Here is a 24,266-nt window from a genome sequence, read left to right as displayed (position 1 = left end):
TGGTCAGTGATTGCCCTACCTGATTGTGCCATCGAGATCGCTGATTACTACCAAGTGCCCATCGAGATCGTCGCTGCCGTCCGCCAGCAAGAGAGCGGCAGCCGAGGGCAGTCTGTGGGGCGCATAGGGCCGAACAAGAACGGCACCTACGACCTGGGCGCGATGCAAGTCAATACATGGTGGCTCGATCCGCAAACCAACCGGAATCACCTCCAGCAATGGGGGATTACCGAGCGTGAATTGCTGGAAAACGAGTGTACGAACATCGCTGTAGGGACGTGGATTCTCTACGACAACATCACGCGCTACGGCGAGTGGGAGGCGGCATTGGCCGCTTACAACGCTGGGTCACCGGATAGTCCGGTTGGCCAGCAATATGCAAACGAAGTCCTCTCGATACTAGGAGATCAGTACCAATGACTACTTCCGTAGACATCCGTGACACCCAGACGGCGGCCAAGTCTGGAAAGTTTGCCCAGCTCCGCGAAGGCCTCCGCATGAACAAGCAGCGTGCCGCTGAGCGATCGCTGCTCGTGGCCACGACTGCGTTCGTGGCGATGCCCGCGTGGGCACAGGATGACTTTGCAGACTTCGCCGACAAGGTTGAAGAGCTGGCGCATGGCCCCTTCGGTATCGGTATTTCCATCCTGGCGCTGATCATCGGCTGCCTGGTGGGCCTTGGCCGTCAATCAGCTGCCCCTGCTTTCCTTGGACTGGGGATCGCAGGCGCCTTTGCGGTTGGCCCGTTCATGATCAAGGAAATCTTCAGCTGGTTCTCAGGCACCTGAGATAGGAGTAGCGGGTCATGTCAAACGAGTCCTATCGGATACCGCAGGATGTTGATGCACCTATCCCCATCTTCGCCTGGGAGATGACCGAGGTGTTTGTCGCCATCATGGTGATCGGCGTTGGCATCATCATGCGGTTTTTCATCCCGGGCCTATTTGCGGGGATCTTCCTCATGATGATGGCCAAGAAGATGCGTGCCGGCCAGAAGCGGGGACAGGTACAGCATGTCCTGTGGCGAATGGGGCTGAAGCTAGATCCGCTGCTCGGCAAATACGCACCGCGCCCAATGCGATTGGAGTACATCCGCTGATGAAATACCTCAATGCATTGCGTAATCAGTGGATCGCTGCCAGGGGCTGGATGTTCTGCACCTTGCTCCTGGCAGGGTTGCTGATCTACCTCCTGCAGAGCTATGTCCAGCTCAGTGCCAACATGCCAACCCGGCTGGTGCCCTACGATCTGCACCTGATGGATGGGCCGGTCGAGGTGGGCGCCAGCGCTGACTACACCGATGCAAGCTACCTCACGGAGATAGCGATCGCAGATGCCCAGTTGCACAGCAACTGGACCCCTCGGAACGTGCAGAAGCAGTACGCACGCTTCCAGAACCGGATGACGCCGGCCCTCTATGCCAAGGTTGGCAATGATCTTCAGGCTCGAATCCCAGACCTGGAGAAATCCGAGCGCACCCAGGCTCTGTTCGTTGAAGGAACCGAAGCCCTTGACGACACGGTGCGGGTCTACGGGCGCTTGCGGGCCTGGCATGGCACCGAACAGATCGAGGACGAATCTGTTTCCTACCGTGTCCGCTATTCCTTCAGCGGCGGCGTTCCGTATGTCGCTGGTTTCTCTTTGGAGGACAAATGAACAAGCCCAAGATGCAGGGGCTGGTCATGGCGGCGGCGCTTGCCGTCGCCACATTCGCCAGCGCCAGCGATGATGTCCAGGAGGTGGTTGTATCCACCGATGCGTATAACCGGCTGGTATTCCCAGAGCCGTACTCCACGATTGTCATTCCCCCCGAGGCAGAGCTGCGAGACAACCCGGTGCCGACTGATGGTAAGCGTGGTCTTCTGATCCGTCCTGCTGACGAGGCAGAGCCGTTCTCGGTTTTTGTCCAGTTACAAAGCGGCGAGGCTTTCACGGTGAAGCTGGAACCGGAAAGCGGTATCGATGCCCAGGTTTTCCGGTATCGCAATGCTCCTGATCTGTCCGAGCCGCCCGAGAGGGAGAGCCGGCCCAAGGATCGTTGGATTGCAGACACTATCCTGGCGGCGTTCCAGGGGGCACGCCCCAGTGGCTTTGAGCTTGCTGGCGCCCCGCCCAGCGCCCGACTCGAGATGCCCAATGGTGGCACGCTCAGGCTCACGGCGGAAAACCAGTACCGCGGTTCCGGCCATGTCGTGAACATCTACCGGCTGTCCTCAGACACCTCGCTCGAGGTTGAGCCTCGCGATTTCTACCGCGATGGGGTCGTTGCCATTTCCTTGGAAGGGGATACGGTCAGCGAGCGCCAGCAGCCCCGAATGATCGTCGTGGAGGTTGATCGTGGCTGAAGATCAGAACACGCAGCAGCCGGGTGAGTCTGGCCAGGACAAGAATTCCACGGTGGCCAAGGCCAAAGCCAAGTCCAAGATCGTCTCACAGAGCCTGCTGGAGCGTGCGCAGGGACGGAAGTGGCTTTTGTACGGAGGTGGTGCCTGTGTCGTGATCTGGCTTGTTGCCAGTAACGCCATCAGCGCCCGTGACAGCAGCAATGACAAAGCGCCACCACCCCCGGAATTCATGGATACCACGCCGGATACCCGACACGGCGAGGAAGTCACTATCTCGCGCCTACAGCAACAGTTGCGGGAGGCTCACGAGGAAATAGCTGAGCAGCGTGAGAGCCAAGCACAGAGGGATGCTCGCCTTCAGGCCCAGCTCGAGGAAATGCAAGCTGGTATGGAATCGGAGCGCGAAGAGACTCGGACGACCATGGAACAGCTGCGAGCGCGTCTCGCGGATATTGCCAGCGGTGAAGATAACTCCAGCGCCGTTCACATCGGTACATCTTCAAATGGCAACACTAGCGCCAACCGTTCGCCAGCCGACTATCTACGTCCGCCGCGAGGCGATGATCCTGGTGTGGTGCCCCCACCCCCTGTGGCGCGTCGTGACAGTGACTCTGGCCGTGCTGGTCTGCCCCCGAGGCAACAAGCGTCGACACAGGGCGGCGCCATGCCTTCACGGCTTCCTCAGTATCAGAAGGATGAGGGACCGGCTGATCCGATCGTGCTCAATGGCTCCAGTGGAGAGCCTAGCGCTCGCATCCTACGCAACGACGAGGCCCAGCAGGACGATGATGAAGAGGATCTGGGACCACCGAAAGCGGGATTCCTGCCGATGGGGTCGTTCTCCGAAGTGGCCATGCTGACCGGCGCCGACTTTGGCGCAGCCGAGCGTACCCGGAACAATCCTCAGCCGGTTCTCTTCCGTATCCAAAACGATGCTTTCCTGCCGGGTAGTGCGCGGTATCGCCTCGCCGACTGCTTTGGCATGGGCGGGGGTTACGGTGACCTCTCCAGCGAACGAGCGCATATCAATGTCACCCGTATTTCCTGCGTCGATACACGGACAGGGATGATGCTCGAGTCGCCGATCAATGGCTACATCGTGGACTCAGATGGTCGTCTGGGGCTGCGCGGCAAGGTTGAGCGTCGGGCTGGCGCCCTACTGGGCAAGGCCATGCTTGCCGGTTTTGCCGAAGGCGCCAGCAGTATCGCTGCTACGGCGGCGCAAGGTGCTGAGTCGGCCGTTACGGGCAGCGGCGTTGTGACCACTATCGACCCGGATAGTGTCGCTGAGGTTGGCATGTACGGTGGTGCCGGCCGCGCCATGGAAATCCTGGCAGAGCGCTACATCGAAGAAGCTGAATCCATGTTCCCGGTGATCGAGGTTCCCTCAGGCCGCCGCGGCACCGTTGTTATCCAGGAAGGCCAGAAGCTCGAGTGGGAAGCCTACGAGCTGGCCGAGAAGATGCCGAGCGAGGGCTAATCCTATGAGTTTGAAGCTGTTGATCCCCTTGACTGCTCTCCTGTTCCTCGGGGGCTGTGCCACGGTACGTCATGACTGTGAGCTGGGGACTGAGTGCGTCGGTACGGGTGAGGTCTATGAGGCCGCGGTTGCGAATGGTGGCTCGTCCGAATCGGTGATGGATGGCCATGATGATGCCGCGGATGCGGAGGAAGAAAAGATTGAGCAATGGCGTCCCTATAGCGGTGGTGGCCTCACCGATCAGCCTGTCTACCAGCCTGGCAAGCCCGTGCGCATCTGGGTCGCCCCGTGGCGTGGCAATGACGGCATCCTGCGATCGGGCGAGTACCTGTATGTGACCCTGCCCGATGCATGGCGATATGGCCAGCTGCGCGAACAAGGCGTCGGCGCCGGCATGATCGGCCCTGCCCCTGGGGTTCAGCACATCGCCCCGCGAGCGCCAGGCGCCAGCGTGAACCCGTATCGCATCCAGCCGCAAATGCAGATCGTCCCGGAGAATTGATATGCAGATCACTGCGATGACTCGTATGCGGCACAAGATGCGCCGCATGATTCAGCAGGGCGCTCCCGATTATGGCGATCGCGCACTCCCCCTCCAGGCAGCCGAGGCGCTGACTGAGCGGGATGATCCGGCGAGCCTTCTTCCCTATATCGACTACGAAGATAATTACTGCGTCCGTGATGACGGGAAGCACCCTCAACTGGGCTTTGGTCTCCAGTTTGCGCCCCTGATGGTTGCTGGCAAGGACATTGAGGAGCAGATCGAGTCACTGATCACGCGGGCGCCAGCAGACACCGTTATCCAGTTCGTTGCTCATAGCTCGCCGGCCATCGAGGATCGGATCAACACATGGCAGGCTCGACGGCTGCGTTACTGCAAAGATCCCATGCTCAAGGAGCTGGTTGAACGCCGAAGCCAGCACATGCTCGACGCTGCGGCCAATAACAAGAGCCTACTGCCCAACGAACGCTTGTATCCCCGCGAGGTGCATTACTTCGCTTTCTTCACCATGACCTTTGGCGGCGACCCAGAGCATGCTGAGGAGATCCGCTCATGGCGTCACATGTGCGATGAATTCCGCCAGTCTGTCATGGGAACGTTCAGCTCCATGGGCCTGTCCCCTGCTCTCATGAACGAATTGGGTACGCGCCGTGTGCTGCGTCGCATAGCCAATCCTCAGATGGTGCCGGGTGAGCTTCAGCGCCTGGAAGAGGAAGGCGGTCCCTTCGTTGATTCCATCTTCGACAAGCGGACACGCATTCGCGTGAAATCCTCGGGGGCGGTCCAGTTCAGTGACAACGAGCGTGAGGTGGATGTCGTCCCCCTGACCATCGACACCTACCCCGACTATCTGCGCCTCTACATGACTGGCGACATGCTCGGGGAGCTGAAGTCTGCGACCGATCGCATCGCGCCGGCCTACTGGATGTACACCACCATCTATAAGCCGAACACCGAAAAGGCTCGTGATGACATCACAATGCGGATGGGCATGATCTCCAAACAGTGCATGAGTGATTCGGAGTGGTACAAGGGGATGATGCCCCACCTCTTCACACGGCGCCGAGACACCCAGCAGCTGCTCAACGATACCCGCTCGAACTACTGCCCGGTACGCATGTGGACGGGTATCAACATCATTACTGAGCCTGAGAGAGCGGCCTCGGATGCAGACTATGTATCCTCGCTGTGGCGGAAGGCGGGCTTCAGGGCCTCGCGGGAACGCTATATCTCGCTGCCAATCTGGTTGTCGTCCCTGCCGTGGGGCTATAACCCGCGCATGGACAAGCCAACCTCAGGCCTTCAGCGGGCACAGATGGTCTCTAGCCTGAACGGCGCCTGCGCCTCGATCTGCCAGGGCGACTGGGGCGGCAACGGGCCTGTCGTGCGCAAAGACCCTCAGGGTAACCCCTACCTCTACGCCAATGGACTCTTGCTGGTTTCACGCCGCGGCCAGATGTCATGCATCGACATCTTCGATTCGGCCACCTCCTACAATTTTTCGGTGATCGCGACCTCCGGCGCGGGTAAGTCATTCCTCGCCAACGAGTTTGTTACCGATATGCGCTGTCGGGATGGCGTTGTCCGAATCATCGACGTGGGGGGCTCCTATAAAGAACTTTGCGAGCTGCTGGGCGGTCAGGAATTGCGCTTCGACCCCAATCATCCGGTCTCGCTCAACCCCTTCTGGGGGATCAAGGGCAAGCAGCGGTACGACGATGACGAAGGTGGCAGCGAGATCGCAGAAATGATCCCGGTCCTCAAGGATGCCATTTCTCAGATGGCGTTCCCCCTAGGCGAGCCCGACAACTACGAGTACCAGCTGATCGAAAAGGGCATCCTCGAGGCGCACGATACACATGGCGAGGTCATGGAAACCAAGCATGTCTATCAGTGGCTCGCAGCTCGGGCAGACAGCGATCCAGTGGCCAAGAACATTGCCTTGCAGCTGGAGCCGTATGCGGTGGGTCGCCACGCGACATGGTTCAACGGCGAGCCTCAGCTGGATCTCTCAAACGAGTTCACCATCCTCGAGCTTGAAGAGCTGAACGTCGACCGTGAGTTGCGCAACGTGGTCATGACGCTCCTCATGGCGCGGACAACCCGGGATATGTATCTGCGACCGCGAAACATCCCGAAGATGATGCTGATCGATGAAGCTTGGGATCTGCTCGCGGACCCCAAAAGCGGCAAGTTCATCGAAACTGCCTTCCGACGCATCCGTAAGTATTACGGCAGTGCCGGCTTCATCACTCAGGGCTTCAAGGATACCGACTTGTCGCCGGCCGCTCAGGCTGCCTTCGACAATGCACCCTGGACGTTTGTGCTCAAGCAGTCAGGCCCTTCGCTGGACTACGCACAGAAAAACGGAAAGCTGGGCGGTGAGGACGAGTTCCTGTTCGACATGCTGCGCGGGGTGAAACCCGGTGCCGGCTACTCCGAGGTCTTCGTCAAGCATGAGAGCGGGGGTGGCCTCTTCCGCTTCGTGGTCGATAAATACTCCTACTTCCTGTATTCGACCAACCCGAAGGATCAGGCTCGCCTGATGAAGCTCACCGAGGCGGGCCACAGCACCCAGGAGGCCATTCGCATGCTGGCCGAGGGGCAAGGGTAGGCCTATACGATGCTGGCGCTCCTGTCCGCCGTGTCGGCCTGTCTCGCCGGGGGGCTTGGCTTCACCGTAATGGTGGTGTTGCCGGTCGTGGTCTTTATTGGCGTGCCAATGGAGTTCATGCGTCCCCCTGGTGAGCCGATGACGGTCACTCTGCTGGCCCAGGGCACTTTCTTCGCAGGTGGCGTCCTGACTGCCCTCGCCTGGCTAGGGATGCGGCTGGCGCCAGCCAGCTATCGTATCGGCCGGCTATTCCCCGGGGCTCGTGAGATTGCAGATCATGTTTGGGTTTACGAGACCCATGCTCTTCAGGCTTATGCAATGCCGAGCCCTACGGGCGGCGTAGTGATCGTTTCCCGGGCTGCTCTCAACCTGCCCGCTGATGAGCTTCATTGGCTGCTGGCTCACGAAAGATCACATCTACGCCGTGGCGATGCGTCTGCCAACCTTTGCTGGTGGACTCAGCACAGCATCATGCGTGTGGCGCTTTGGCTGGCGCGGCTGATCCATACGATTCTTCGCCCTATCCCCCTGGTTGGCCTGCTGAGCGGCCTGTATTTCTCGGTGGCGAGCTTCGGGCTTAGCCTGGCGCTTGGCCTTTTCAAAGTCATGGACCGCCACTTGGGGCGCCTCATGGAATATCGTGCCGATCGTGACGCGGCGCGTGTTACCACGCCCATGGCTGGCTGCCGGCTCCTCAGCAGACTCTCTGCGGGCCTTGAGCCGAGCTGGGGCCTTTTCTCTACACATCCGCCGACTTATCGGCGTATCAAGCGCCTGGAGCGTATGACATGAGCCTGATGGGTTATCGCTCGACACTCCTAAGATCCGTCATTGCCTTGACCGTCTTCTACAGCCTCGCCGCGGCGGTGGCTTTCTACTCCATGGGGCCGGAAACGCTCCAGACGTGGCTCGAGGCAGCGGGCTTTTGGGTTGAAGGGGACACAGAGATCAACCCGGCGAATGCGGCATCCGCGGCCACGGAGGTCGTCCTGGCGAGATCCTATGCTGTTTGGCCATGGCTGGCGGGTGGCATGGCCGCTGGCTCGGCGATCATCCTGCTCATGGTGGGGGTAGAAATGGTAACCCGGCGCCAGCGGGCAAAAGCGCGTGGCGAATACCGAGGAATGGATCTTTCGATTACGTACATGCCCTGCCCTGATCCGGTTGCCTATAAGCCAGTCAAGGCTCAGCTGGCAGGCGACGTGCCGGCACACCACTTGCCGCTAATCAACCAGCTGCTCGGGTATCTTCAGGCCCACCCTGAAGCATTTTGCGGTGATGGGCACAGCACGACTCTCCTCGAGCATCATCTCGGTGTGATCGATGAGGCCTTCGAGTACAAAGGGGCCGATCCCCTCCTCCCCCTCGCCGCGGCTGCTCATGATATTGGCAAGACTGTTTCGCATGCGAAACGAGACGGACAGTGGGTTCGCCTGGCCTACCACGACAAGGAGAGCGGTCGCCTGTTAGCGAAATTCCCCGCATGGTGGGAGCTGCCGGAAGAAGAACGCTCCATTCTGAAGCTGGCAGTCAAATACGAGCACTCTCCTAATCTGATGCCCGTGGCTTTCCCGGGCCTGTGTAGCAAGGGGATGCGTCGCGCCATCACACTCTTACAGCAGCTGCGAGAAATCGATGGCCTCGCGACACGAGGCGAGAAACGAAAGGTTCTTGAGACGCTGAACGTTCGAGAGCTTGCGATCGAGACATTCTTGCGGGTTGTCCCCCAGGTGCCCTATCAGGTGAAAGGGTTGGCCAAGCGCGTCAAGGCAGCGGGCTTCCGTGTAGGCGAGCGCCTATACCTCTCCGAACACCATATTCGGGAGACAGCCCTTGCCAAGCTGGATGGAGACGTTGCCGCGGCGTTTGGTGGCGACTTCAGAGCCCGCGGCCAGGCAGGCGAATTTACGCAGGTGCTACTGGCGGCACTGGCCGATCGCGGCTGGCTCATCACTGAAATCGAGGGAGTGCCTGAGGGGAGCGAGATGGCGAAGACCTGGAGCCTGCCGGCTGACCAGGCCCTGTGGCGTGTTCGGTCGGGCATTATCGAGTTCAGAGGAATGATCGCAGTGGAGCTGCCTGCAGAACACCAAGGGCTTTACCCACGCGAAACGGCTTATGAGGTGACGGTTCTCGGCCCCCAGGGCAAGCACAGCAGTAACGCAGGCGTTGCCCCAACAAAAGACAGTGGCAAGCGGGTGGATCGCATGCATCAGCCTAAGGGCATTCCAGCGTCGGAGGTGTGCGATGTCAGCCTCTTCGCGACGGCGCCAGCAGGTGCTCGGACGCCGGCAGAGAAGGCGGTTAGCGGGAAAGGCAGCACCAGCCCCGACAAACCCACTTCGAGTGACCATTCCACGCAGCCCCCCTGGCTTATTGAGCAGGGGGATGCTGCACCGAAGACCAGTGGGGATGTTGCACAGAAAGCGAAAGCCAAGTCCGATACAGCCGGTGGGAATGTTGCACAGGAGAGCGCCAACGCAGCTGTTACAGCTTCAACGCCCAGCACGGATTCACACGCGAACAATGACGTAGCTGGTGCCTGGCTACTGGATGATTCCGAGATGGCAGGTGGGGATGTTGCACAGGAAGATACTCGCCAGCCCATGCTAAGCGGTGGGGATGCTGCACAGGATGGCAAAGACGCTCAGAGTCAGCAGGCGCCAGCCAAGGGTAAAGCAGACGAAGAGGCAGATTTAGCTGGCGAGTGGCTGCTTGAGGATGCAGCTAGCGTCGGTGGGGACACTGCACAGAACGCAGGTGGGGATATTGCACAGGTAGACCCGCGCCAGTCCAAGCAGAGCGGTGGGAACGTTGCACAGGAAGAGCAAGACATGATGAAGAACCACACACCAGCCAAGGGCAGCAGTGGGAGCGACAGCCAATTAGAGGGGGCCTGGCTGCTCGAGGAGACCCCAGAATCAACCAGTGGGGATGTTGCACAGAAGACGATAAGCAAACCCGAATCAGCCAGTGGGGATGTTGCACCGATCGCAGAACAGCCTGATCCCCAGACCATTGCTGATGAGGGTGGCCAGGTGGCGTCAGATGCTGGCGCCAGTACCCAAGGTGATGTAGCGGCCGAGCTGGATGACTGGAGCCCCGAAGTCGGCGACGATCATAGAGATCCTGCTGCTGTCCCTGGTCAGGGAGGATGTCTGCCTGACCCAGCTACGCATGCGCACCTAGACGCGCAGCCGGCCGCGGAAGATGGCACATGGCTATTGGGGGAAGATCCTAAAGAATCACCTCAAGCCGGTGAGTATGCAGAGACCAGGACGCAGGCTGACCCTGAGGCAACCTCCGCTGTAATGGCTGATGCCGCGTCAGCTAACGCTGAGCAGCCCCAAGCGGCAGTGGCGCGGCAGGATGATGCCGAAGCTACCTCACCGATACAGCGCCGACTGAAGAAGCGTGGAGGTGCCTCGGCAGGACGCCAAGACCGAAAGGCATCCAGCAGCGAAGCGCCAGCAGTCCAAGGTCAACAGCCAGGCCAAGGGAAGGCAAACAAAGGGACCATCAAGCCAGGTGGCGCCAAGGCGGAAGTTAAAGGGGTTCCCAAGCTATTCAGTTAAGCATGCAGTCGTGAATTCAGCGGCCATGGACCTGGCAGTACCCTTCCCGGCCTGCTAGGCCTGAAAACAGATAAGACATGCTTTTATACTAGTTAGTTACGCTGGCTACGCTTACTGATCCTTAGCGACAGCACAGACAGCCCAATTTGAATAGTAAAGCCGCCTACGACTACAGCCCATTGCCACGATTCAGGGCGTAGCCAGGCTAGGATCGCCGAGACTATCAAACCCAGCAAAAACACAGCGAAAGCAGAAAGAATTGCAACCTGACTGGAGGGATGGATGCTATCCCATAGCTCTTTCATGCCTTTTCTTTGATCTGTGGCTGTCGGCAGCCGACCGCGCTGGATCGCCTCTCGACAGGCACTAACTCGATTCCAGGATGATTCTTCGAGAATCAGTAATTGGGCCACGCCAAGCGGACCCGTGATTATCTCCGATCCCGGAGACAGCCATTGGAAGATCCTCGGCAGTTGGTTAAGCCGCTGACCGGGCAGTTCAGTGAGCTATGGCGCTACCGCGTAAATGATTATCGAATCATTGCCAGCATCGAGGAAGAAGAAGTGCGCGTCCTGGTCATTCGACTTGGCTATCGCCGCTGATACGCTCCCAGAGGAAGCATCGGCCAAGGTAAAAAACCATCATGCAACTGTCGCCTAATGCTAATGCGATCGATAACTTCAGGGCGTAGGGGTCAGGCTGGCAAACGAGCATCGTCCAGGCGCCACATGAATACATACTCGAACATGGCGAGGCAACTCTCCTGCCTCACCCCAAGAAAGTTCTGAAAAAGGGCTTGATCCAAGGCATCAGAAAGCAGGCTGGCCTCAGGTGCCAGCGGCGAGACAGGAGCAACGAAATGCTCTTTCTCATTGCCATTGAACTGGGTGACGATCAGCACGCCTATAGCGTGGCGGTTCCCGACCTGCCTGGCTGCTTCTCTGCCGGCGACACATTCGATGAGGCAATCGCCAACGCTCGTGAAACCATCGAAGGCCACTTGGAAAGTCTGGCCGAGCATGGAACGTACCTGAGTGTAAGCCTACCCCGCAGAATAACGCCAGCCGAAATACTGTAACACTTTCTTCGAAGTAAGCGAGCCTAGGGCAGGCCTCCTCTCTCTCACGGAAACGGCGCATCTTGGCTTTCCTCCTGCTGATGTCTCCGTTGCTCCGGCGTCCAGAGTGTCTTCAGGTAGTTGACAACAAGCTGAATCTGCTGTGGAGACAGCACATCACCAAAGGCTGGCATGGTCAGCCGCTCGGTCTTGTTCCAAGGGTCATGCCATCCCTCTGCGATGATCCGGTAGAGCATGGCATCGGAGTGCTTCCAGGTATGCCCCTCCGGATTATGTGGAGGGGCCGGTAACTCACCCAGCGCGTTCTGACGCTCCCAGTTCGGCTGGCCATCTCCCTCGATGCCGTGGCAGCTGGCACAGTATTGCCGATATATTCTTTTGCCCGCTTCCAGCGGCTCGGTCACATCTTTGGTTGGCTCTCCACCGGCCAGAGCAGGGCCGGTGAAAGAGGTCACGATCAGTACGACCATGAACCGCTGGGCGCTACGCATCGGGAGCTTCCCAAGTTTTACCCTGGTCCTCGCTGATCACGAGATCGCCGTCAGCTTCCAATGCGTAGAGAGTGCCTTCCGATGCCAACGCCAAGGCGACTTTCTTTTCCTCTTCGCCCTCGCTAGCTATCGGCTCCCATTGCTGTCCGCCGTTATTGCTTCGGAACAATCCCTGCTCGGTACTTACGAAGACCTGCTTGGGTTCATTGACGTTATAGGCCACGTCATAAACCTGGCCGGCATCCAGATCGCCACTCAAGCGCCAACCACAGAAACAATCCATGGAGAGGCGTACGGCATCATCGGAAACTGCATAGAGCCAACCTGTCTGCATGCTGCCTTCCATATCGGAGTGAACGAGGCGTCGAATGGTCTGCGTCGGCCCGCTGTCCATTTTCTTCCATGATCTGCCTGCGTCCTCGCTCTGATAGAGCCCATCGTCGGCTATCACGGCATATAGCGTCTTCGGCTGGTTGCGATGTACGGTAAAAGCGATCACATTCTGGCTGGGCAGGTCCTCGTTAAGGGCTTGCCAGGACCTGCCATTATCTTCGCTACGCTGCACTCCGATAGTGGGGCCGGCAATATACATAACATCGCCACTTTCTGCCGGCATGGCCACTGACATCAATGTTCCTCTCTCCACAGCAGACGGCAGAGTGATATCCTGCCAGGTCTTGCCGCCGTTCTCGCTCTGTAAAAGTGCATTGTCTTCGACCTTGAGTAACCGATTGCCTGCCTGGTCATAGCTCAGTGCAGGCAGCATGGCCTCGGCTGCCATCGCTCCCCCCGCTGCTCCCAGGCTGGCTACAGCAAGGCCTGCCAACGATACGGCGCGTAAGAAGTGGTTCGCTGTTTTGCGCTTGAAAATATCCTCGAAGAGCATTAACCAATGGAGCCTAGTGCAGGAAACGTCGCTAGCAGCCAGTAGGACAATGCAGTCAGTTGGCCTGTAATCATCAGCACGCCCATGCCTACCATGATGAGACCAGCCATGATGTGCATGGGTCGCCCCCAGCGACGCAGGAGCTTCTGATGCTGAAGGAATCGGTCGAGCGAGATGGCCGTGAGAAGGAAAGGAATACCGAGGCCCAGCGAGTAGACTGCAAGTAGTGCCAAACCGCTAGAGACATTGGCAGTCGAAGCGCTAACGGTAAGAATGGCGCCTAGTATTGGTCCGATACAGGGCGTCCAGCCGAAAGCGAACGCGACGCCCAGCAGATAAGCCGCGCCGGGTCCGCCGCCCTCTTCCTTGAGCTTTCCCATAAAGCGCCACTCCCGCTGCAGCCAGTGAAGCGGGAGTATGCCGGTCATGAGTATCCCGAACAGGATGACGATGCCGCCACCTATCAGGTTCGCTTCCTGACGGTAGGTCAGGAGTAAACGACCGATGGCCGTGGCGCTGGCTCCCAGAATCAGAAATATCGTGGAGAACCCGAGCACGAACCATAACGACTGGGTGATCACCCTAAGTCGTTCACACCGATTCGCCTCCTGAATCTGACTCAGCGTGCGACCGGCCACGAAGGAGAGATAGCCAGGCACCAGTGGCAGAACGCAGGGGGAAACGAACGAAATCAGGCCTGCTAGAAACGCCGTGAGCAGGCCGATGTTGGCGACTTCAAACATGCCTCAACTGCACGCTAGACCGTTTCCTTGGAGGCTGTAGGAGGCACTTCAGCGTGGGCCTGCTGTGCCGCCGTTTCACTTTGGCTGGCAGTCGCATCTTTCTTGTCCTTCTTGCAGTGCATCAGGCACATCACCCCACACATGAGCAGACATGGCAGGAGAGACACCAGAATCGGGGCAATGCCGAGTATGACCAGCTGTTCCCAGCCCAGGGCGAGGCCGCCAGCCGCGATTACGGCACTCAAGAGCCATAAGCGGCGCGGGCCTGACAGCAAGCTTTTGAGTCCTGGCTGTTCCTGACCTTGGTTAGATTTATTGCCACTACAGCAGCTCATTGTGATACCTCTTTCGAAAGTCTAATGGTTTCTTCAAGAAACTCGGTCATTGCCGGGCTATCCCACTCTGTTGCACCCACCAGGCGCCCGATCTCGTCACCGTGGGGATCGATCAATAACGTCGTCGGGATTCCAACCGCACCAAGCTTGGTTCCAGCCATACCGGTGATATCGATATATTGGCGGAGGTGCTCGATACCTACGTCTGTATAAAAATCCTGCACGACCTCGATCCCCTTGCGATCGATCGACAGGGCGACGACCTCAAACGCCTCTCCGCCCAATGCGGCCTGCAGCGCATCCAAGGTGGGCATCTCCTCTCGGCAGGGGCCGCACCATGTCGCCCAGATATTCAGCAGCACTGTCTGGCCTTGGAAATCGGCAAGAGTCAATGGCTTGCCCTGGCCATCCTCGAAAGCCAATTCAGGCAAGTCGCGTGGGCTCTCCCACACCATGAAGCCCTGCGGACCGAGGCCTTCAGGCGGACTGGCAGCAGCGATTGGGGCCAGCGTCATTAGGCATGCAATCGCCACGCTCCGCTTGATAATGACCGATGTCATAACTGTCCAATACTGGCGTTAGTAGGTAGCATAAACTTCAGGCGAATCGGTTGGCTGGAATGCCAAGGTATAGACTTCGATCGGCCCTTGTTTTTCTCCCCCCATGCCCGGCGATCCTAGCGGCATGCCAGGTACGCTTAAGCCTTTGATAAAGGGCTTGTCCTCCAACACCTGCTTGATGCTTTCAGCATTGACGTGTCCTTCGAAGACATAGTCGCCGATCAGCGTAGAGTGACACCCGTAAAGCTTTTCGGGAACGTTATGTTCCGCTTTAACCTGTGACAGGTCATTGGTTTCGATCACCTCAACGTCGAAGCCATTGTCTTCAAGATACTCTGCGTGCCCAGCACAGCATCCACAATTCGGGTTCTTGTAAAGCGTCGCCGGCGTCTCTGCAGCGAGGCCTGAAAGGGGGAACGCCAGCAGGGCAGTAAAAGCCAATTTTTTAACGTATTTCATTGATTGTCATCTCTAAGTTAATGCTTAAAGCTTGCCTATCCCTACAAGGAAACTAGCCAGTCATGTTCTCGATATAGTGTTGCAAAGTATCCCAAATGCCACCAGGTAAGGCCTCTGGGACCTCCACCAATACCTTGGCATAAGAGGTCAAATGCTCTGGCTCGAATTTAAGTCCATGGAAACGTGCCTGCATCCGCCCCGTCTGATCGATAACATGGGTGACAACGCCATGTGCCTGTACACCTTCGGCGACAGGATCGAACCTGAGCCCATAAGATTCGGCTAACCGGCGGGTCGTTCTGGCAGGCTCATTTTCGTGACGGTAAAGAAAACGCCAGTTAGTAGCCTCTAGGCCAAAATTGTTACCATAGGCCTGCATATTGGCTCGCGTAACTGCAATATCCCCACCATCTGTCGCGATCGTGATGAATTCGACAGCGTCATGCAAACCCGCTTCATGGATCTGTTCCTGCACACGGGAAATCAGATCCATGTGCAGTGGGCAAGCGTCTGCACAGCGGGTATAAATAAAATTTAGTACGACGACCTTACCTTGGAATTCCGACAAGGAAACTGTATTGCCACTGGTATCAGCCAAAGCAAATTCCGGAGCTAGACGATCAACGAACTGTACGTAGTCTTCCTGCTCTTGGATTTCTTTTTCGGCATCCTGAAGCGAGTGAGCAAGCAAAGGAGAGCTGGCGAACAAAAAGAGAGCGAATAACGGAGAGTACCGTTCTTGACTCATTTGTATATCCTTGGCATGACCAGCATGGAAAGAGGCTGCTCCATTACGGTCTGGAGCAGCCTCTTGTTAGTTATGCGCTAGTCTCGGCGCCTTCAGCCTGCTCCTGCTGCATCGTCTCCATCATGGCATTGCACTTTTCCATCATGGAGTGCATCTGTCCCATCATGCCCATCATGTTTCCATGCATGCCATTTTCACCCATCATGTTGCCCTCGCCCATCATGTTGCCTTGCATGCCATTGGGCTGCGCCTGTTCATTTTGCTCATTTTCCTGCGCGAGGAGAGAACCGGCACCGAAGGTGCCCACGGTGATGATGGCGGCGGTGAGCGCTACGTTGCGTATCTTTCGCATGATGTCGTCCCTCATATCGGGTGAGAAGCTGTGTTTCTCATGTTGCTGTTTTGGTATCGCGTAGTGCCCAAGTCTGTTGGAACATGCCTTTCGGCGGCGCTCGCTTACCATTACCAGCAGAAAGACTCTAGAACCTATGGCCTACCTGCAGGTCAAGGGCCAGGCCAATGGCCATACGCCCTCTCCAAGCAACTGCTTCAATGAACCATATCCTTGAAGGTAACTTTAAGGTCAAGCGCTTTCTCTTCTGCGCTCTCTGTCCAATTCCTCTTGACCTTGGGGCCGCCCTAGCGTCCTAGACTACCCAGGTTGTCATCGCAGGGGAGCCCCCATGAAAGTCAGCGAACTCGCTCAGGCAGGCGGAGTAACGGCGGAAACCGTACGCCATTACACCCGCGAGGGTTTGTTACATCCGCAGCGCGATCCACAGAATGGCTATCAGCGCTACGACAATGAGTCTCTTAGCAGACTATGCTTTATTCAGTGCTTCCGCATGCTGGGCTTCAGCCTTGGGGAGATTAAAGGCCTGCTAGGCGAGGCCATGCAGGAAAACATCTCCTGTTCTAAGTCACAGGATATTCTGGCCAATCAGCTACCCCAAGTTCGCTCACGCATTAAGGAATTCCAGGCTTTGTCCGAGCGAATGGACCAGGCTTTGGAGGCTTGGCGAGATACCCCCGGTGGCGTCCCTACTGGCCATCTCGTCAGTCAGCTGGTAGACGACTTATCGCAACCTGTTATCGTTTAGCGCTATCTGCATGCTGAGGCGGCCCGCTCATAACCGGCACTAGCCAGCAGTGATCGATAGAGCCTATTTTCGAGGCAGCATTGGCCTGAATGTGGAACTCTGCAAACAATATGGAATGCCATGGGACTTTATAACCGCCATGTATTGCCGCGTCTCATGCATCTGGCAATGCGCACACACTTGCTCGAAGCATACCGCCAACGCTTGGCATCTCAAGCTCAGGGCATCGTGCTAGAACTTGGCTTTGGATCGGGGCTCAACCTGCCCTACTACGACGTTGCAAAGGTCCAGCGGCTCTATGCGCTAGAGCCCGAGGAAGGCATGCTCGAACTGGCTCGGGCGCGTATTGCCAAAGCGTCATTTCAAGTAGAAGTGCTACAAGCCGGCGCCGAGCGGATCCCACTTCCTGATCAGAGCGTCGATACCGTCCTATGTACCTGGACACTCTGTACGATTCCTGACATCGAAAAGGCGCTCGTCGAAGCGCGCCGAGTCCTCAAGCCTGGAGGACAGTTCCTGTTCACGGAACACGGCCTCTCAGCAGAATCTCGGGTGGCACGTTGGCAGCATCGCATGACACCGCTCTGGAAGCGCTGCGCTGGAGGCTGCCATCTGAATCGTGAAGCAGATGTTTTGCTGCAGAGTGCAGGGTTTGACGTCATCAGCGTAGCCAAGGATTATCTCGGACCGCTAAAGATCATGACATACATGTACGAGGGACGAGCACAACTGCCGAACGGGGCAGCAAAGCCAAGAGAGGACACCAGCAGCGTACCTGTACAAACTGACTCACAAAGCCTCAGCGGGTAGCTGACCCGAGGCAAATGTGACGGGAGCCGAACCGGCGAACGCCTCCAATTCCGTCTGAGCTGGCGGGTAGCAGAGTCCATCGTCCGAACAGCCCTGGAACGTCACCGTAATGGCCAATGGGCCAGTATCCGCGCTTTCCGACACGATGGGAGCACTGAGCACGACTTGGTTATAGAAAACGTATATTTCACCCAGTTGAGGATGAACGACAAGCTCTCCCGGAGGGATCTCCAGCTCACCGAAGCTGACCATGTGATCGCGGCTTTCAAGGGCAAACTGGTGTCGGTGCAGGTAATAGCCGGGAGCACTCTCAAACCCAACGAACAGCTTTTCATCGCTTCGCCATGCACTGGCCCGGAAGGCTTCCTTAACCGGGAGAAACTTGCCCAAGAACAGGGGCTCGACGTTCCGACGCTTGTCGCTGTCCAGCCGTAGGCCTTCACTGGCATGTGCCTGGGTGAATGTAGCCAACATAATGGGGTATCCGGATTAAGTGGTTGATGGGCCTTCCAGCCCCATCCAACCCTTAGTCCTTCCAGAAGGTTGATAGATCGACACCGAAGTTCTTCTCAGGCTCGGGGAGTCCCATGTTGTAGGTCATGGTGGCTCTGCCCAGAAACGGGGATTCCTTGACTTGTGGCGCCTTCTTCTTGTGCTTGGTGGTATAGAGCATCCGGGCTCGCATTACCTCGAACGAATAGCCCCGGCCATCACGGTTTTTGTCCTTGGCTAGGCGGTTTATCGACTACGTGAAAGCGTTGGTGATCGGGAGTCGGTCTCAAAGTAGGTCAGCATCTCTTCACGCCAGCCACTGACGGCGCTGACGAGATCCTTCCAAACCTCCTTCTGCCCCTGAGGGATGTTGTCAATCCAGGTGGCGAGAGCCTGTTCGGCACCACGCCGATTGGTACAGTCCCAGATATGGTAGAAGCGCTCCTTGTGCTCGTAAGCCGCCAAGAGCTGGGGGGAATGCTCCTGTCCAGGTCTCCATGATGAGCCGTTCGCGGTCTGAAACGTCGTGAGCGCGCTTCAGCAGGATTTTCCGGTCACCTTTGAGGGTCCGGCGCTGATTGGGCTTCAACTCCTTCCTTAGGCCTTTGCGGATCTTCTCTAAGGCCTCGTTGGCCATGCGCACGACGTGGAACTTATCGACCACGATACGGGCCTGTGGCAGCACCGTCTGGAAGGCGCGGCGGTAGGGCTTCCACATGTCCATGCTGACGATCTCGACCTGGTGGCGGTTGGCCATGCTCATGAGGCGTCTTGTCACCCTCTCTTGCTGACGACCGGGTAGCAGGTCCAGCAGGGTGCTCTTCCAGATTGGTTAGGATGCAGCAGAGCCCTTGGCAGCAGTCGTGCATCAGGAACGTACAGCTGGCTCATGAAGGCGTGCCGCCTTATCAAGGCCCAGGACGCGCCTATTCCGGAAGTCAAGCATGCGATAGCGAAGACGCTAGGCGATTCAGCGGCGGCGGCTGCCTGGTTGATGTCGTATTTCCGCCCAAATAAAGAGGGCGACACCGAGGAAGATCCATACGTCCGCTAGGTTGAACGATGGCCAGTGCCACTGGGCATAGTGAAAATCGAGAAAATCCTCTACGTAGCCTAACCGCAAGCGATCTGCGACATTGCCCAACGCGCCGCCGAGGATCGCACTGAGGGCGAGCCGATAACTCAGTACGCGTGGTGAACGCCAAAGCCAGTACACCAGTAATATCGAGATAACCAGGGCCAGTCCGATGAAAAGCGGCTGCTGCCAACCGCCGACATCCGCGAGAAAGCTGAAGGCCGCCCCCGTATTGTGGCGGTGGACCCAATTGAAGAAGGGTGCGGCAGGCACGCTTTCACCATGCGCTAGCATGGTGCTGGCAAGGTACTTGCTCGCCTGATCGACAAACAGTAACAGGAGCGAGAGCCACAGCCAGCGCATCGCCTTTCCCGGCTCGTGGGCTTTCTCTGCGAGCCGACTGCCATAAGTAGACATATCCCCTTCCTCCTGACCCAATCTAGAATTTGCTCGCTGCTAAATAACAAGCGTCATGTACCCAACCGATGATGCCGACGAATTCGACGGAGCAGGAGCAGGCCGAGTCCGAGTGCGGTCAGGCCAAGGACAGGCCAATCCCGCCAGCGCACATAAGGGGGCGCGCCAGTTCGCGGTGTCACTTCGGCGCTGAGGGTGGCCACTTCGAACTGCGGAGCACGCTTGAGCACTTTGCCCTCATGATTGATGGCTGCTGTGATACCGGTGTTCGTGGCTCGAAGAAGGTCACGTCCGGTTTCGATGGCACGCATGCGTGCCATCTGGAAATGCTGGAGGGGGCCGAGCGAGCTGCCGAACCAGGCATCGTTGCTGACATTCACCAGTAACTGCGCTTCGGGCAGAAGCTCAGTGACTTCGGCACCAAAGACCGCCTCGTAGCAGATGAGTGCCCCTACGGGCACCCCTGCTGCATTCAGGACGTGCGCTTCCCGTCCCGGTGTGAAGTCGGACATGGGCGCCCCGAGCACGTCGAGGGCCGACCCCAAAAGATCCCGAAACGGAACATATTCACCGAAGGGCACCAGGTGGCGTTTGTAGTAGAAGCCTGAGGGATCGGAGAGGCTTACCACGGCGTTGTAGGTACGGCCCTCCGCCTCGCGTACCGGGACGCCAATCATTAACGATGTGCCTGCCTGATCGGCTAACGCCTCAAGCTCAGCAAGATATGCTTTGGCCTGGTCATGCCACATCGGGATTGCCGCTTCTGGCCAGATCACGATATCGGCTCCGAGATGCTGCGCGGTAAGCGCCTGATAGCGCTCAAGTGTGATGTCCCGGTATCTCGGGTCCCATTTCTTGTCTTGCGCGATGTTTCCTTGCAAGAGGACGACATCGATCGGGTCAGCGGCTGGCTGCGTCCATTCACGATCCAGCAGTTGCAAGCCGGCGAGGGTAGCGACTAACACGGCACCGACTACCGCAGCACGGCGCAGGCTTGGCCCCTGGACAACCCAGGCAAGCCCGCCAGCGAGAAGTGCCACCAGTAAACTCACGCCAAGCACGCCAAAGACGGGAGCGATAGTGGCAAGTGTGGTGTCGGTCTGGCTGTAGCCAATGAAGAGCCAGGGAAAGCCGGTCAAGAACCAGGTGCGCATCCATTCACTCAGCACCCATGCCGCAGGTAGCCCTAGCCAGAGTGCCATTGCATCCATCTCAGGGCGCAGGCAGCGCACGAGGTACGCGACGCCCCATGGAAAGAGGGCGAGCAGCGAGACAAAGGCCGCCGTGACTAACACCGCCACCACGGGGCCATTGCCGTACTGGCTAATGCTGATAAAGACCCAGGAGACACCCACGCCGAAGTAGCCAAGGCCAAAGAGGTAGGCCGACCACAGCGCCTGACGCCTTGAAGACTGCGCGGTCAGGACAAAAAATGTTGCCAGAGCGATCACCGCAAGCCATGCCCAGCCCACAGGGGCAAAGGCAAGCGGCATGGCGCCTCCAGCAAGTAGAGCCATCCCCCCTGTCAGAAGCGGCTTATAGCGCACGCCCGTGTATAGGCTAGAGGGTAGCGCGCACTTATCACCCAATGCTCTCTCGCCTCCGAATCCAGGATCAACCCTGTGGCTCATGCTTTCTTGCTCCGCTTAATCAAGCTGCGTCAATTCATTCGGCCGGCTGGCCAGGGTGGCAAAGTGAATGTTTCTGGACTCGACTAGGTGCGCCGTAAGCTGGGAGCTGCTTCGTATTCGGCCAGCACGACAGTGGCTGTGTTGGGGAGCAGTACGTTAGCTTTGCGATACCACCCCTTCCAAGCCCGCTGATACCAGAACGAACAGGACGAAGCCGCCTATGAAAGCCAGCGGTGAGATGTGCGTATCGTCACCGCTCTCGTGAGCCTCGGAGACCATATCTTCGATGGCAGCGACCGTGAGAAGGCCTGCCGTGAACGTCAGTGCCGCTAGCTTAAATGCCTCCGGCTGGTTCCTGAGTACGAAGTAAGCAAAGACGGCTGCCGAGAGCACAGGAATCGCGAAGGAAGCAGAGAGCAGTATCCGCTTGCTACGAGGGATTCCTTTATCTTTCATGGTGGCGATCGTCGCAAAGCCCTCAGGAACATCGGCGAGAACCTGACCCGCCGCCAGGATTATCGCGACCGACGGTGAGACCGCCGACCCCGCCCCGATCAGGAGGCCATCGCTGAACAGGTCGATGGATACGGCGATATAGATCATCCAGACACTCGTCTGACCGCCTTCTCCCTGCTGGCCTTGTCGCTTCTGGAGACTCTCAACGAGCTTCTCGATACCTACGTAAGCAATGCCGCCCAGCGCGAAAGCGAGGGCGATTACCCAGGCTGAGAGGTTCTCTAGCACGCGCGGCATGATTTCAACCGCCACCACCGCAATGACGAGGCCGGCAGCGCCGTGAAGGGCGTAATTGAGACGGCGCCCGGTAGTTCGGGAGGCCTCCGCAGCGAGCCCACCACTAAAATTGCCTAAGGCGGGCAACAGCGCCAGGCCGAGTACCAGCCAGATACTATCCATCATCTTCCTTCCTTGGTTGATTCCTAGATACGCTACCTTGCTGGCTCCGAGCCTTCGCGCTATATGCTGTCGTTCAGGCCTAGCGCGCTTGTACAGCCACTTCGATCAAGTGTCCCAGGCATCGATAGCTGCGTACCGTGCAGCCTCACCCCTTGAGCGCCAGGATGCGCCGAGCGCCGTTGAGGACGATCAGGCCCACGATGGTACCGATAATCAGGTCAGGGTAGCTGGACCCCGTCCAGGCGACCAAGGCACCGGCGGCGATGACGCCCATGTTGATCACCACATCATTGGCCGAGAATATCCAGCTTGCCTTCATATGCGCGCCGCCTTCGCGGTGCTTGGATATCAACAGCAGGCAACCGGTATTGGCGATCAACGCGACGAAGGCGATCGCCATCATCATCAGCGATTCAGGCTCACTACCGAAAACAAAGCGTCGCACCACCTCGACGAGTACGCCGATAGCCAAAATCAGTTGCAGTACCCCTGCCAGATGCGCGGCACGTACCTGCATTTTCGCACTGCGCCCTACGGCATAGAGAGCCAGGCCATAGACGGCTGCATCGGCAAACATATCCAGGGAATCAGCGATCAGGCCGGTAGACTGGGCGATCAGGCCAGCAGTCATTTCCACCACGAACATGATCGCATTGATACCGAGCAACACGCGCAGAGTGCCTGACTCCTGCGTAGCAGAGACTGCCGAGCTCTCAGCGGCCTTGATCGTCTCTGGGTCGGCAATGACGGTTTCCTGAAGAGAGGCGCCTAGCCCCAAGGTCGCCAGTTTCGCGGTAATGGGCTCAGCCTCGCCGTCATGCACGACCTCCAATCGGCGGTTCGACAAGTCGAAGGACAGCGTTCGAATCTCATCAAAGCCGTTCAGCGCCAAGCGGATCATCCGTTCTTCTGAGGGACAATCCATCTTCGGCACAGCATACACGCTGACCCATTCCCCTGACGCTTCGGAGGAGACCGGCATATCGGTATCCGCTGCAGGCGTTGCATCGCAGCTACATGGGCCACCACAGGCTTTACTCACGATACGGCTCCAGTTAACCAACATAGATTGCTAGTATTAAAAACTATATAGCTACTATAAGGTCAATGGGACAGATGATCCGTTGAGGAGTAAGCCTGATGCGCATTGGTCAGTTAGCCCAGATAGCGGGTATCGACACGCAGACGATCCGCTTCTATGAGCAGCAGGGCCTGTTGCCGCCGCCAGAACGGCAGGAGAATGGTTACCGTGTCTATACCGAGAAGCATGGCGAGTGGCTTGCCTTTATCCGCCGCTGCCGAATTCTGGACCTGTCACTGACAGAGATTCGCGAGCTACAGAGCTATCAGGACGACCCTCGCCAGCCCTGTACCGCCGTCAACGCCATGCTCGATGACCACATCTCTCATGTGCGGTCGCAGATAACTGCTCTGCAAGCGCTTGAGCAACAACTCGTTTCACTGAGGGCGAGTTGCAACGAGGGTCGGGAGATCAATGCCTGCGGCATCCTGACGGGGATCAGCGAGGAGAGCAAACAACAGCTGTATAGGGCTAGCTCAGGCCGTAAGGACTGAGCAGAGACATGCCGGACCTTGCAGTGACATTGTGAATGCATGGTGTGTTGATCGCGAAGCCTCACTGCGTATCTCGGCATGCGAACCTGGGCGTTGCTGCAAACTTGCAGGGGCCGTGAAGAAGAGTCGTCATCAACCAGGTAATCCGCTGAGCTGATGGTTGGTTCCGTCATCATGATATGAGCCAATCAACCAAAAAATGGGTATCCGGATTAAGAGTGCCTTTCAAAACCTTGAAAACCCCTTCAGTCATTCCTAGATTTTCGGTATGGCTAAGAAAATCGTATCCGACGAACTCTGGTCCATTGTCGAGCCACTGCTGCCACCACCGACGCCCAGGCCACGCGGTGGCCGGCCTCCCATCTCCAATCGCGCAGCCTTGACGGGCATCCTGTTTGTGCTGCGCTCGGGCATTCCCTGGGAGATGCTGCCCCA

The 24,266-nt window shown here is 57.9% G+C and carries 28 protein-coding genes and 1 pseudogene; 16 read left to right on the top strand and 13 right to left on the bottom strand.

Annotated features, from left to right (window positions below; all coding sequences use genetic code 11):
* Positions 1–6: 6 nt before the first annotated feature.
* From BM194_RS18400 to BM194_RS18340, 12 genes are all read left to right on the top strand, one after another.
* Positions 7–420, top strand: coding sequence for a lytic transglycosylase domain-containing protein (locus BM194_RS18400; RefSeq protein ID WP_177223466.1), 414 nt, complete (start codon positions 7–9; stop codon positions 418–420).
* Positions 417–788, top strand: coding sequence for a TrbC/VirB2 family protein (locus BM194_RS18395; RefSeq protein ID WP_092849900.1), 372 nt, complete (start codon positions 417–419; stop codon positions 786–788). Before BM194_RS18400 ends, BM194_RS18395 begins: the two co-directional genes overlap by 4 nt.
* A gap of 17 nt (positions 789–805) precedes the next feature.
* The gene (gene traL / locus BM194_RS18390) at positions 806–1,099 is read left to right on the top strand and encodes a type IV conjugative transfer system protein TraL (RefSeq protein WP_092849899.1); all 294 of its coding nucleotides are present in this window, start codon (positions 806–808) and stop codon (positions 1,097–1,099) included.
* Positions 1,099–1,656 (top strand): TraE/TraK family type IV conjugative transfer system protein, encoded by a 558-nt coding sequence (locus tag BM194_RS18385; protein WP_092849896.1) that lies wholly within the window; start codon positions 1,099–1,101, stop codon positions 1,654–1,656. The genes traL and BM194_RS18385 overlap by 1 nt, the downstream gene beginning before the upstream one ends.
* A complete protein-coding gene (locus BM194_RS18380) occupies positions 1,653–2,345 on the top strand; it encodes a TraK domain-containing protein (RefSeq protein WP_092849894.1) in 693 nt (230 codons plus the stop codon). Before BM194_RS18385 ends, BM194_RS18380 begins: the two co-directional genes overlap by 4 nt.
* Complete coding sequence (locus tag BM194_RS18375) at positions 2,338–3,825, top strand: TraB/TrbI/VirB10 family type IV secretion system protein (protein ID WP_092849892.1); 1,488 nt, start codon at positions 2,338–2,340, stop codon at positions 3,823–3,825. The genes BM194_RS18380 and BM194_RS18375 overlap by 8 nt, the downstream gene beginning before the upstream one ends.
* Positions 3,826–3,829: 4 nt before the next feature.
* Positions 3,830–4,327 (top strand): TraV family lipoprotein, encoded by a 498-nt coding sequence (locus tag BM194_RS18370; RefSeq protein ID WP_092849889.1) that lies wholly within the window; start codon positions 3,830–3,832, stop codon positions 4,325–4,327.
* Position 4,328: 1 nt separating this feature from the next.
* A complete protein-coding gene (locus BM194_RS18365) occupies positions 4,329–6,941 on the top strand; it encodes a TraG/VirB4 family ATPase (protein ID WP_092849887.1) in 2,613 nt (870 codons plus the stop codon).
* A 9-nt stretch (positions 6,942–6,950) separates the two neighbouring features.
* Positions 6,951–7,733 (top strand): M48 family metallopeptidase, encoded by a 783-nt coding sequence (locus BM194_RS18360; RefSeq protein ID WP_092849885.1) that lies wholly within the window; start codon positions 6,951–6,953, stop codon positions 7,731–7,733.
* Complete coding sequence (locus tag BM194_RS18355; protein WP_092849883.1) at positions 7,730–10,516, top strand: putative sodium/potassium/calcium exchanger; 2,787 nt, start codon at positions 7,730–7,732, stop codon at positions 10,514–10,516. Before BM194_RS18360 ends, BM194_RS18355 begins: the two co-directional genes overlap by 4 nt.
* Positions 10,517–10,920: 404 nt before the next feature.
* Entirely contained in the window at positions 10,921–11,118 is a 198-nt protein-coding gene (locus tag BM194_RS18345; RefSeq protein ID WP_092849877.1) for a type II toxin-antitoxin system RelE family toxin, read from the top strand.
* 257 nt (positions 11,119–11,375) lie between these two features.
* The gene (locus BM194_RS18340; RefSeq protein ID WP_092849874.1) at positions 11,376–11,594 is read left to right on the top strand and encodes a type II toxin-antitoxin system HicB family antitoxin; all 219 of its coding nucleotides are present in this window, start codon (positions 11,376–11,378) and stop codon (positions 11,592–11,594) included.
* A 44-nt stretch (positions 11,595–11,638) separates the two neighbouring features.
* On the opposite strand, the gene BM194_RS18335 is transcribed toward BM194_RS18340, so the two are convergent.
* The 7 genes from BM194_RS18335 to BM194_RS18300 form a co-directional block, all read right to left on the bottom strand.
* Positions 11,639–12,085, bottom strand: a complete 447-nt coding sequence (locus BM194_RS18335) for a c-type cytochrome (protein ID WP_092849872.1) — start codon at positions 12,083–12,085, stop codon at positions 11,639–11,641.
* Positions 12,078–12,866: a WD40/YVTN/BNR-like repeat-containing protein gene (locus BM194_RS18330; RefSeq protein ID WP_244891007.1), complete on the bottom strand. Its 789-nt coding sequence runs from the start codon at positions 12,864–12,866 to the stop codon at positions 12,078–12,080. Before BM194_RS18330 ends, BM194_RS18335 begins: the two co-directional genes overlap by 8 nt.
* Before the next feature lie 104 nt (positions 12,867–12,970).
* On the bottom strand, positions 12,971–13,714 hold the full coding sequence (locus tag BM194_RS18325; RefSeq protein WP_092849867.1) for a cytochrome c biogenesis CcdA family protein: 744 nt from the start codon (positions 13,712–13,714) through the stop codon (positions 12,971–12,973).
* 331 nt (positions 13,715–14,045) lie between these two features.
* Positions 14,046–14,609 (bottom strand): TlpA family protein disulfide reductase, encoded by a 564-nt coding sequence (locus BM194_RS18315; RefSeq protein ID WP_092849863.1) that lies wholly within the window; start codon positions 14,607–14,609, stop codon positions 14,046–14,048.
* An 18-nt stretch (positions 14,610–14,627) separates the two neighbouring features.
* Positions 14,628–15,068: a DUF411 domain-containing protein gene (locus BM194_RS18310; protein WP_092849860.1), complete on the bottom strand. Its 441-nt coding sequence runs from the start codon at positions 15,066–15,068 to the stop codon at positions 14,628–14,630.
* A 52-nt stretch (positions 15,069–15,120) separates the two neighbouring features.
* Entirely contained in the window at positions 15,121–15,816 is a 696-nt protein-coding gene (locus BM194_RS18305) for an SCO family protein (RefSeq protein ID WP_092849858.1), read from the bottom strand.
* 70 nt (positions 15,817–15,886) lie between these two features.
* Positions 15,887–16,168 (bottom strand): hypothetical protein, encoded by a 282-nt coding sequence (locus tag BM194_RS18300; RefSeq protein ID WP_092849963.1) that lies wholly within the window; start codon positions 16,166–16,168, stop codon positions 15,887–15,889.
* 331 nt (positions 16,169–16,499) lie between these two features.
* Here BM194_RS18300 and BM194_RS18295 point away from each other — a divergent pair, with 331 nt between their 5' ends.
* Together BM194_RS18295 and BM194_RS18290 are read left to right on the top strand one after the other, a co-directional pair.
* On the top strand, positions 16,500–16,916 hold the full coding sequence (locus BM194_RS18295) for a MerR family transcriptional regulator (protein ID WP_092849854.1): 417 nt from the start codon (positions 16,500–16,502) through the stop codon (positions 16,914–16,916).
* A 120-nt stretch (positions 16,917–17,036) separates the two neighbouring features.
* Positions 17,037–17,726: a class I SAM-dependent methyltransferase gene (locus BM194_RS18290; protein ID WP_092849851.1), complete on the top strand. Its 690-nt coding sequence runs from the start codon at positions 17,037–17,039 to the stop codon at positions 17,724–17,726.
* On the opposite strand, the gene BM194_RS18285 is transcribed toward BM194_RS18290, so the two are convergent.
* The 6 genes and pseudogenes from BM194_RS18285 to BM194_RS18260 form a co-directional block, all read right to left on the bottom strand.
* Complete coding sequence (locus BM194_RS18285; RefSeq protein WP_092849849.1) at positions 17,706–18,200, bottom strand: protein-disulfide reductase DsbD N-terminal domain-containing protein; 495 nt, start codon at positions 18,198–18,200, stop codon at positions 17,706–17,708. The genes BM194_RS18290 and BM194_RS18285 overlap by 21 nt on opposite strands.
* 52 nt (positions 18,201–18,252) lie before the next feature.
* Positions 18,253–19,060 (bottom strand): annotated as a pseudogene (locus BM194_RS18280) (ISL3 family transposase); the annotation flags it as partial.
* Positions 19,061–19,188: 128 nt separating this feature from the next.
* Positions 19,189–19,710, bottom strand: a complete 522-nt coding sequence (gene lspA / locus BM194_RS18275; RefSeq protein WP_008930575.1) for a signal peptidase II — start codon at positions 19,708–19,710, stop codon at positions 19,189–19,191.
* Between the two features lie 53 nt (positions 19,711–19,763).
* Positions 19,764–21,203, bottom strand: coding sequence for an apolipoprotein N-acyltransferase (gene lnt / locus BM194_RS18270; RefSeq protein WP_009686176.1), 1,440 nt, complete (start codon positions 21,201–21,203; stop codon positions 19,764–19,766).
* 294 nt (positions 21,204–21,497) lie between these two features.
* Complete coding sequence (locus tag BM194_RS18265) at positions 21,498–22,259, bottom strand: ZIP family metal transporter (protein ID WP_009686175.1); 762 nt, start codon at positions 22,257–22,259, stop codon at positions 21,498–21,500.
* 142 nt (positions 22,260–22,401) lie between these two features.
* Positions 22,402–23,298, bottom strand: coding sequence for a cation efflux transmembrane domain-containing protein (locus tag BM194_RS18260; RefSeq protein ID WP_008928737.1), 897 nt, complete (start codon positions 23,296–23,298; stop codon positions 22,402–22,404).
* 98 nt (positions 23,299–23,396) lie between these two features.
* Here BM194_RS18260 and cadR point away from each other — a divergent pair, with 98 nt between their 5' ends.
* On the top strand, positions 23,397–23,831 hold the full coding sequence (cadR, locus tag BM194_RS18255; RefSeq protein ID WP_008175821.1) for a Cd(II)/Pb(II)-responsive transcriptional regulator: 435 nt from the start codon (positions 23,397–23,399) through the stop codon (positions 23,829–23,831).
* A 268-nt stretch (positions 23,832–24,099) separates the two neighbouring features.
* On the top strand, positions 24,100–24,266 hold a 167-nt coding region (locus BM194_RS18250; protein WP_143097624.1), incomplete at its 3' end, for a transposase.

This window comes from Modicisalibacter xianhensis, from assembly GCF_900113605.1.
Lineage (GTDB): Bacteria > Pseudomonadota > Gammaproteobacteria > Pseudomonadales > Halomonadaceae > Modicisalibacter > Modicisalibacter xianhensis.
This window is presented reverse-complemented; position numbering and strand designations above follow the sequence as displayed.

Excerpts from the sequence above, each read along its gene's own strand:
- BM194_RS18395 (WP_092849900.1), top strand. The coding sequence starts at position 417 with ATGACTACTTCCGTAGACATCCGTGACACCCAGACGGCGGCCAAGTCT.
- traL (WP_092849899.1), top strand. The coding sequence starts at position 806 with ATGTCAAACGAGTCCTATCGGATACCGCAGGATGTTGATGCACCTATC.
- BM194_RS18385 (WP_092849896.1), top strand. The coding sequence starts at position 1,099 with ATGAAATACCTCAATGCATTGCGTAATCAGTGGATCGCTGCCAGGGGC.
- BM194_RS18380 (WP_092849894.1), top strand. The coding sequence starts at position 1,653 with ATGAACAAGCCCAAGATGCAGGGGCTGGTCATGGCGGCGGCGCTTGCC.
- BM194_RS18370 (WP_092849889.1), top strand. The coding sequence starts at position 3,830 with ATGAGTTTGAAGCTGTTGATCCCCTTGACTGCTCTCCTGTTCCTCGGG.
- BM194_RS18365 (WP_092849887.1), top strand. The coding sequence starts at position 4,329 with ATGCAGATCACTGCGATGACTCGTATGCGGCACAAGATGCGCCGCATG.
- BM194_RS18360 (WP_092849885.1), top strand. The coding sequence starts at position 6,951 with ATGCTGGCGCTCCTGTCCGCCGTGTCGGCCTGTCTCGCCGGGGGGCTT.
- BM194_RS18355 (WP_092849883.1), top strand. The coding sequence starts at position 7,730 with ATGAGCCTGATGGGTTATCGCTCGACACTCCTAAGATCCGTCATTGCC.
- BM194_RS18340 (WP_092849874.1), top strand. The coding sequence starts at position 11,376 with ATGCTCTTTCTCATTGCCATTGAACTGGGTGACGATCAGCACGCCTAT.
- BM194_RS18335 (WP_092849872.1), bottom strand. The coding sequence starts at position 12,085 with ATGCGTAGCGCCCAGCGGTTCATGGTCGTACTGATCGTGACCTCTTTC.
- BM194_RS18330 (WP_244891007.1), bottom strand. The coding sequence starts at position 12,866 with ATGGCAGCCGAGGCCATGCTGCCTGCACTGAGCTATGACCAGGCAGGC.
- BM194_RS18325 (WP_092849867.1), bottom strand. The coding sequence starts at position 13,714 with ATGTTTGAAGTCGCCAACATCGGCCTGCTCACGGCGTTTCTAGCAGGC.
- BM194_RS18315 (WP_092849863.1), bottom strand. The coding sequence starts at position 14,609 with ATGACATCGGTCATTATCAAGCGGAGCGTGGCGATTGCATGCCTAATG.
- BM194_RS18310 (WP_092849860.1), bottom strand. The coding sequence starts at position 15,068 with ATGAAATACGTTAAAAAATTGGCTTTTACTGCCCTGCTGGCGTTCCCC.
- BM194_RS18305 (WP_092849858.1), bottom strand. The coding sequence starts at position 15,816 with ATGAGTCAAGAACGGTACTCTCCGTTATTCGCTCTCTTTTTGTTCGCC.
- BM194_RS18300 (WP_092849963.1), bottom strand. The coding sequence starts at position 16,168 with ATGCGAAAGATACGCAACGTAGCGCTCACCGCCGCCATCATCACCGTG.
- BM194_RS18295 (WP_092849854.1), top strand. The coding sequence starts at position 16,500 with ATGAAAGTCAGCGAACTCGCTCAGGCAGGCGGAGTAACGGCGGAAACC.
- BM194_RS18290 (WP_092849851.1), top strand. The coding sequence starts at position 17,037 with ATGGGACTTTATAACCGCCATGTATTGCCGCGTCTCATGCATCTGGCA.
- BM194_RS18285 (WP_092849849.1), bottom strand. The coding sequence starts at position 18,200 with ATGTTGGCTACATTCACCCAGGCACATGCCAGTGAAGGCCTACGGCTG.
- lspA (WP_008930575.1), bottom strand. The coding sequence starts at position 19,710 with ATGTCTACTTATGGCAGTCGGCTCGCAGAGAAAGCCCACGAGCCGGGA.
- lnt (WP_009686176.1), bottom strand. The coding sequence starts at position 21,203 with ATGCCGCTTGCCTTTGCCCCTGTGGGCTGGGCATGGCTTGCGGTGATC.
- BM194_RS18265 (WP_009686175.1), bottom strand. The coding sequence starts at position 22,259 with ATGATGGATAGTATCTGGCTGGTACTCGGCCTGGCGCTGTTGCCCGCC.
- cadR (WP_008175821.1), top strand. The coding sequence starts at position 23,397 with ATGCGCATTGGTCAGTTAGCCCAGATAGCGGGTATCGACACGCAGACG.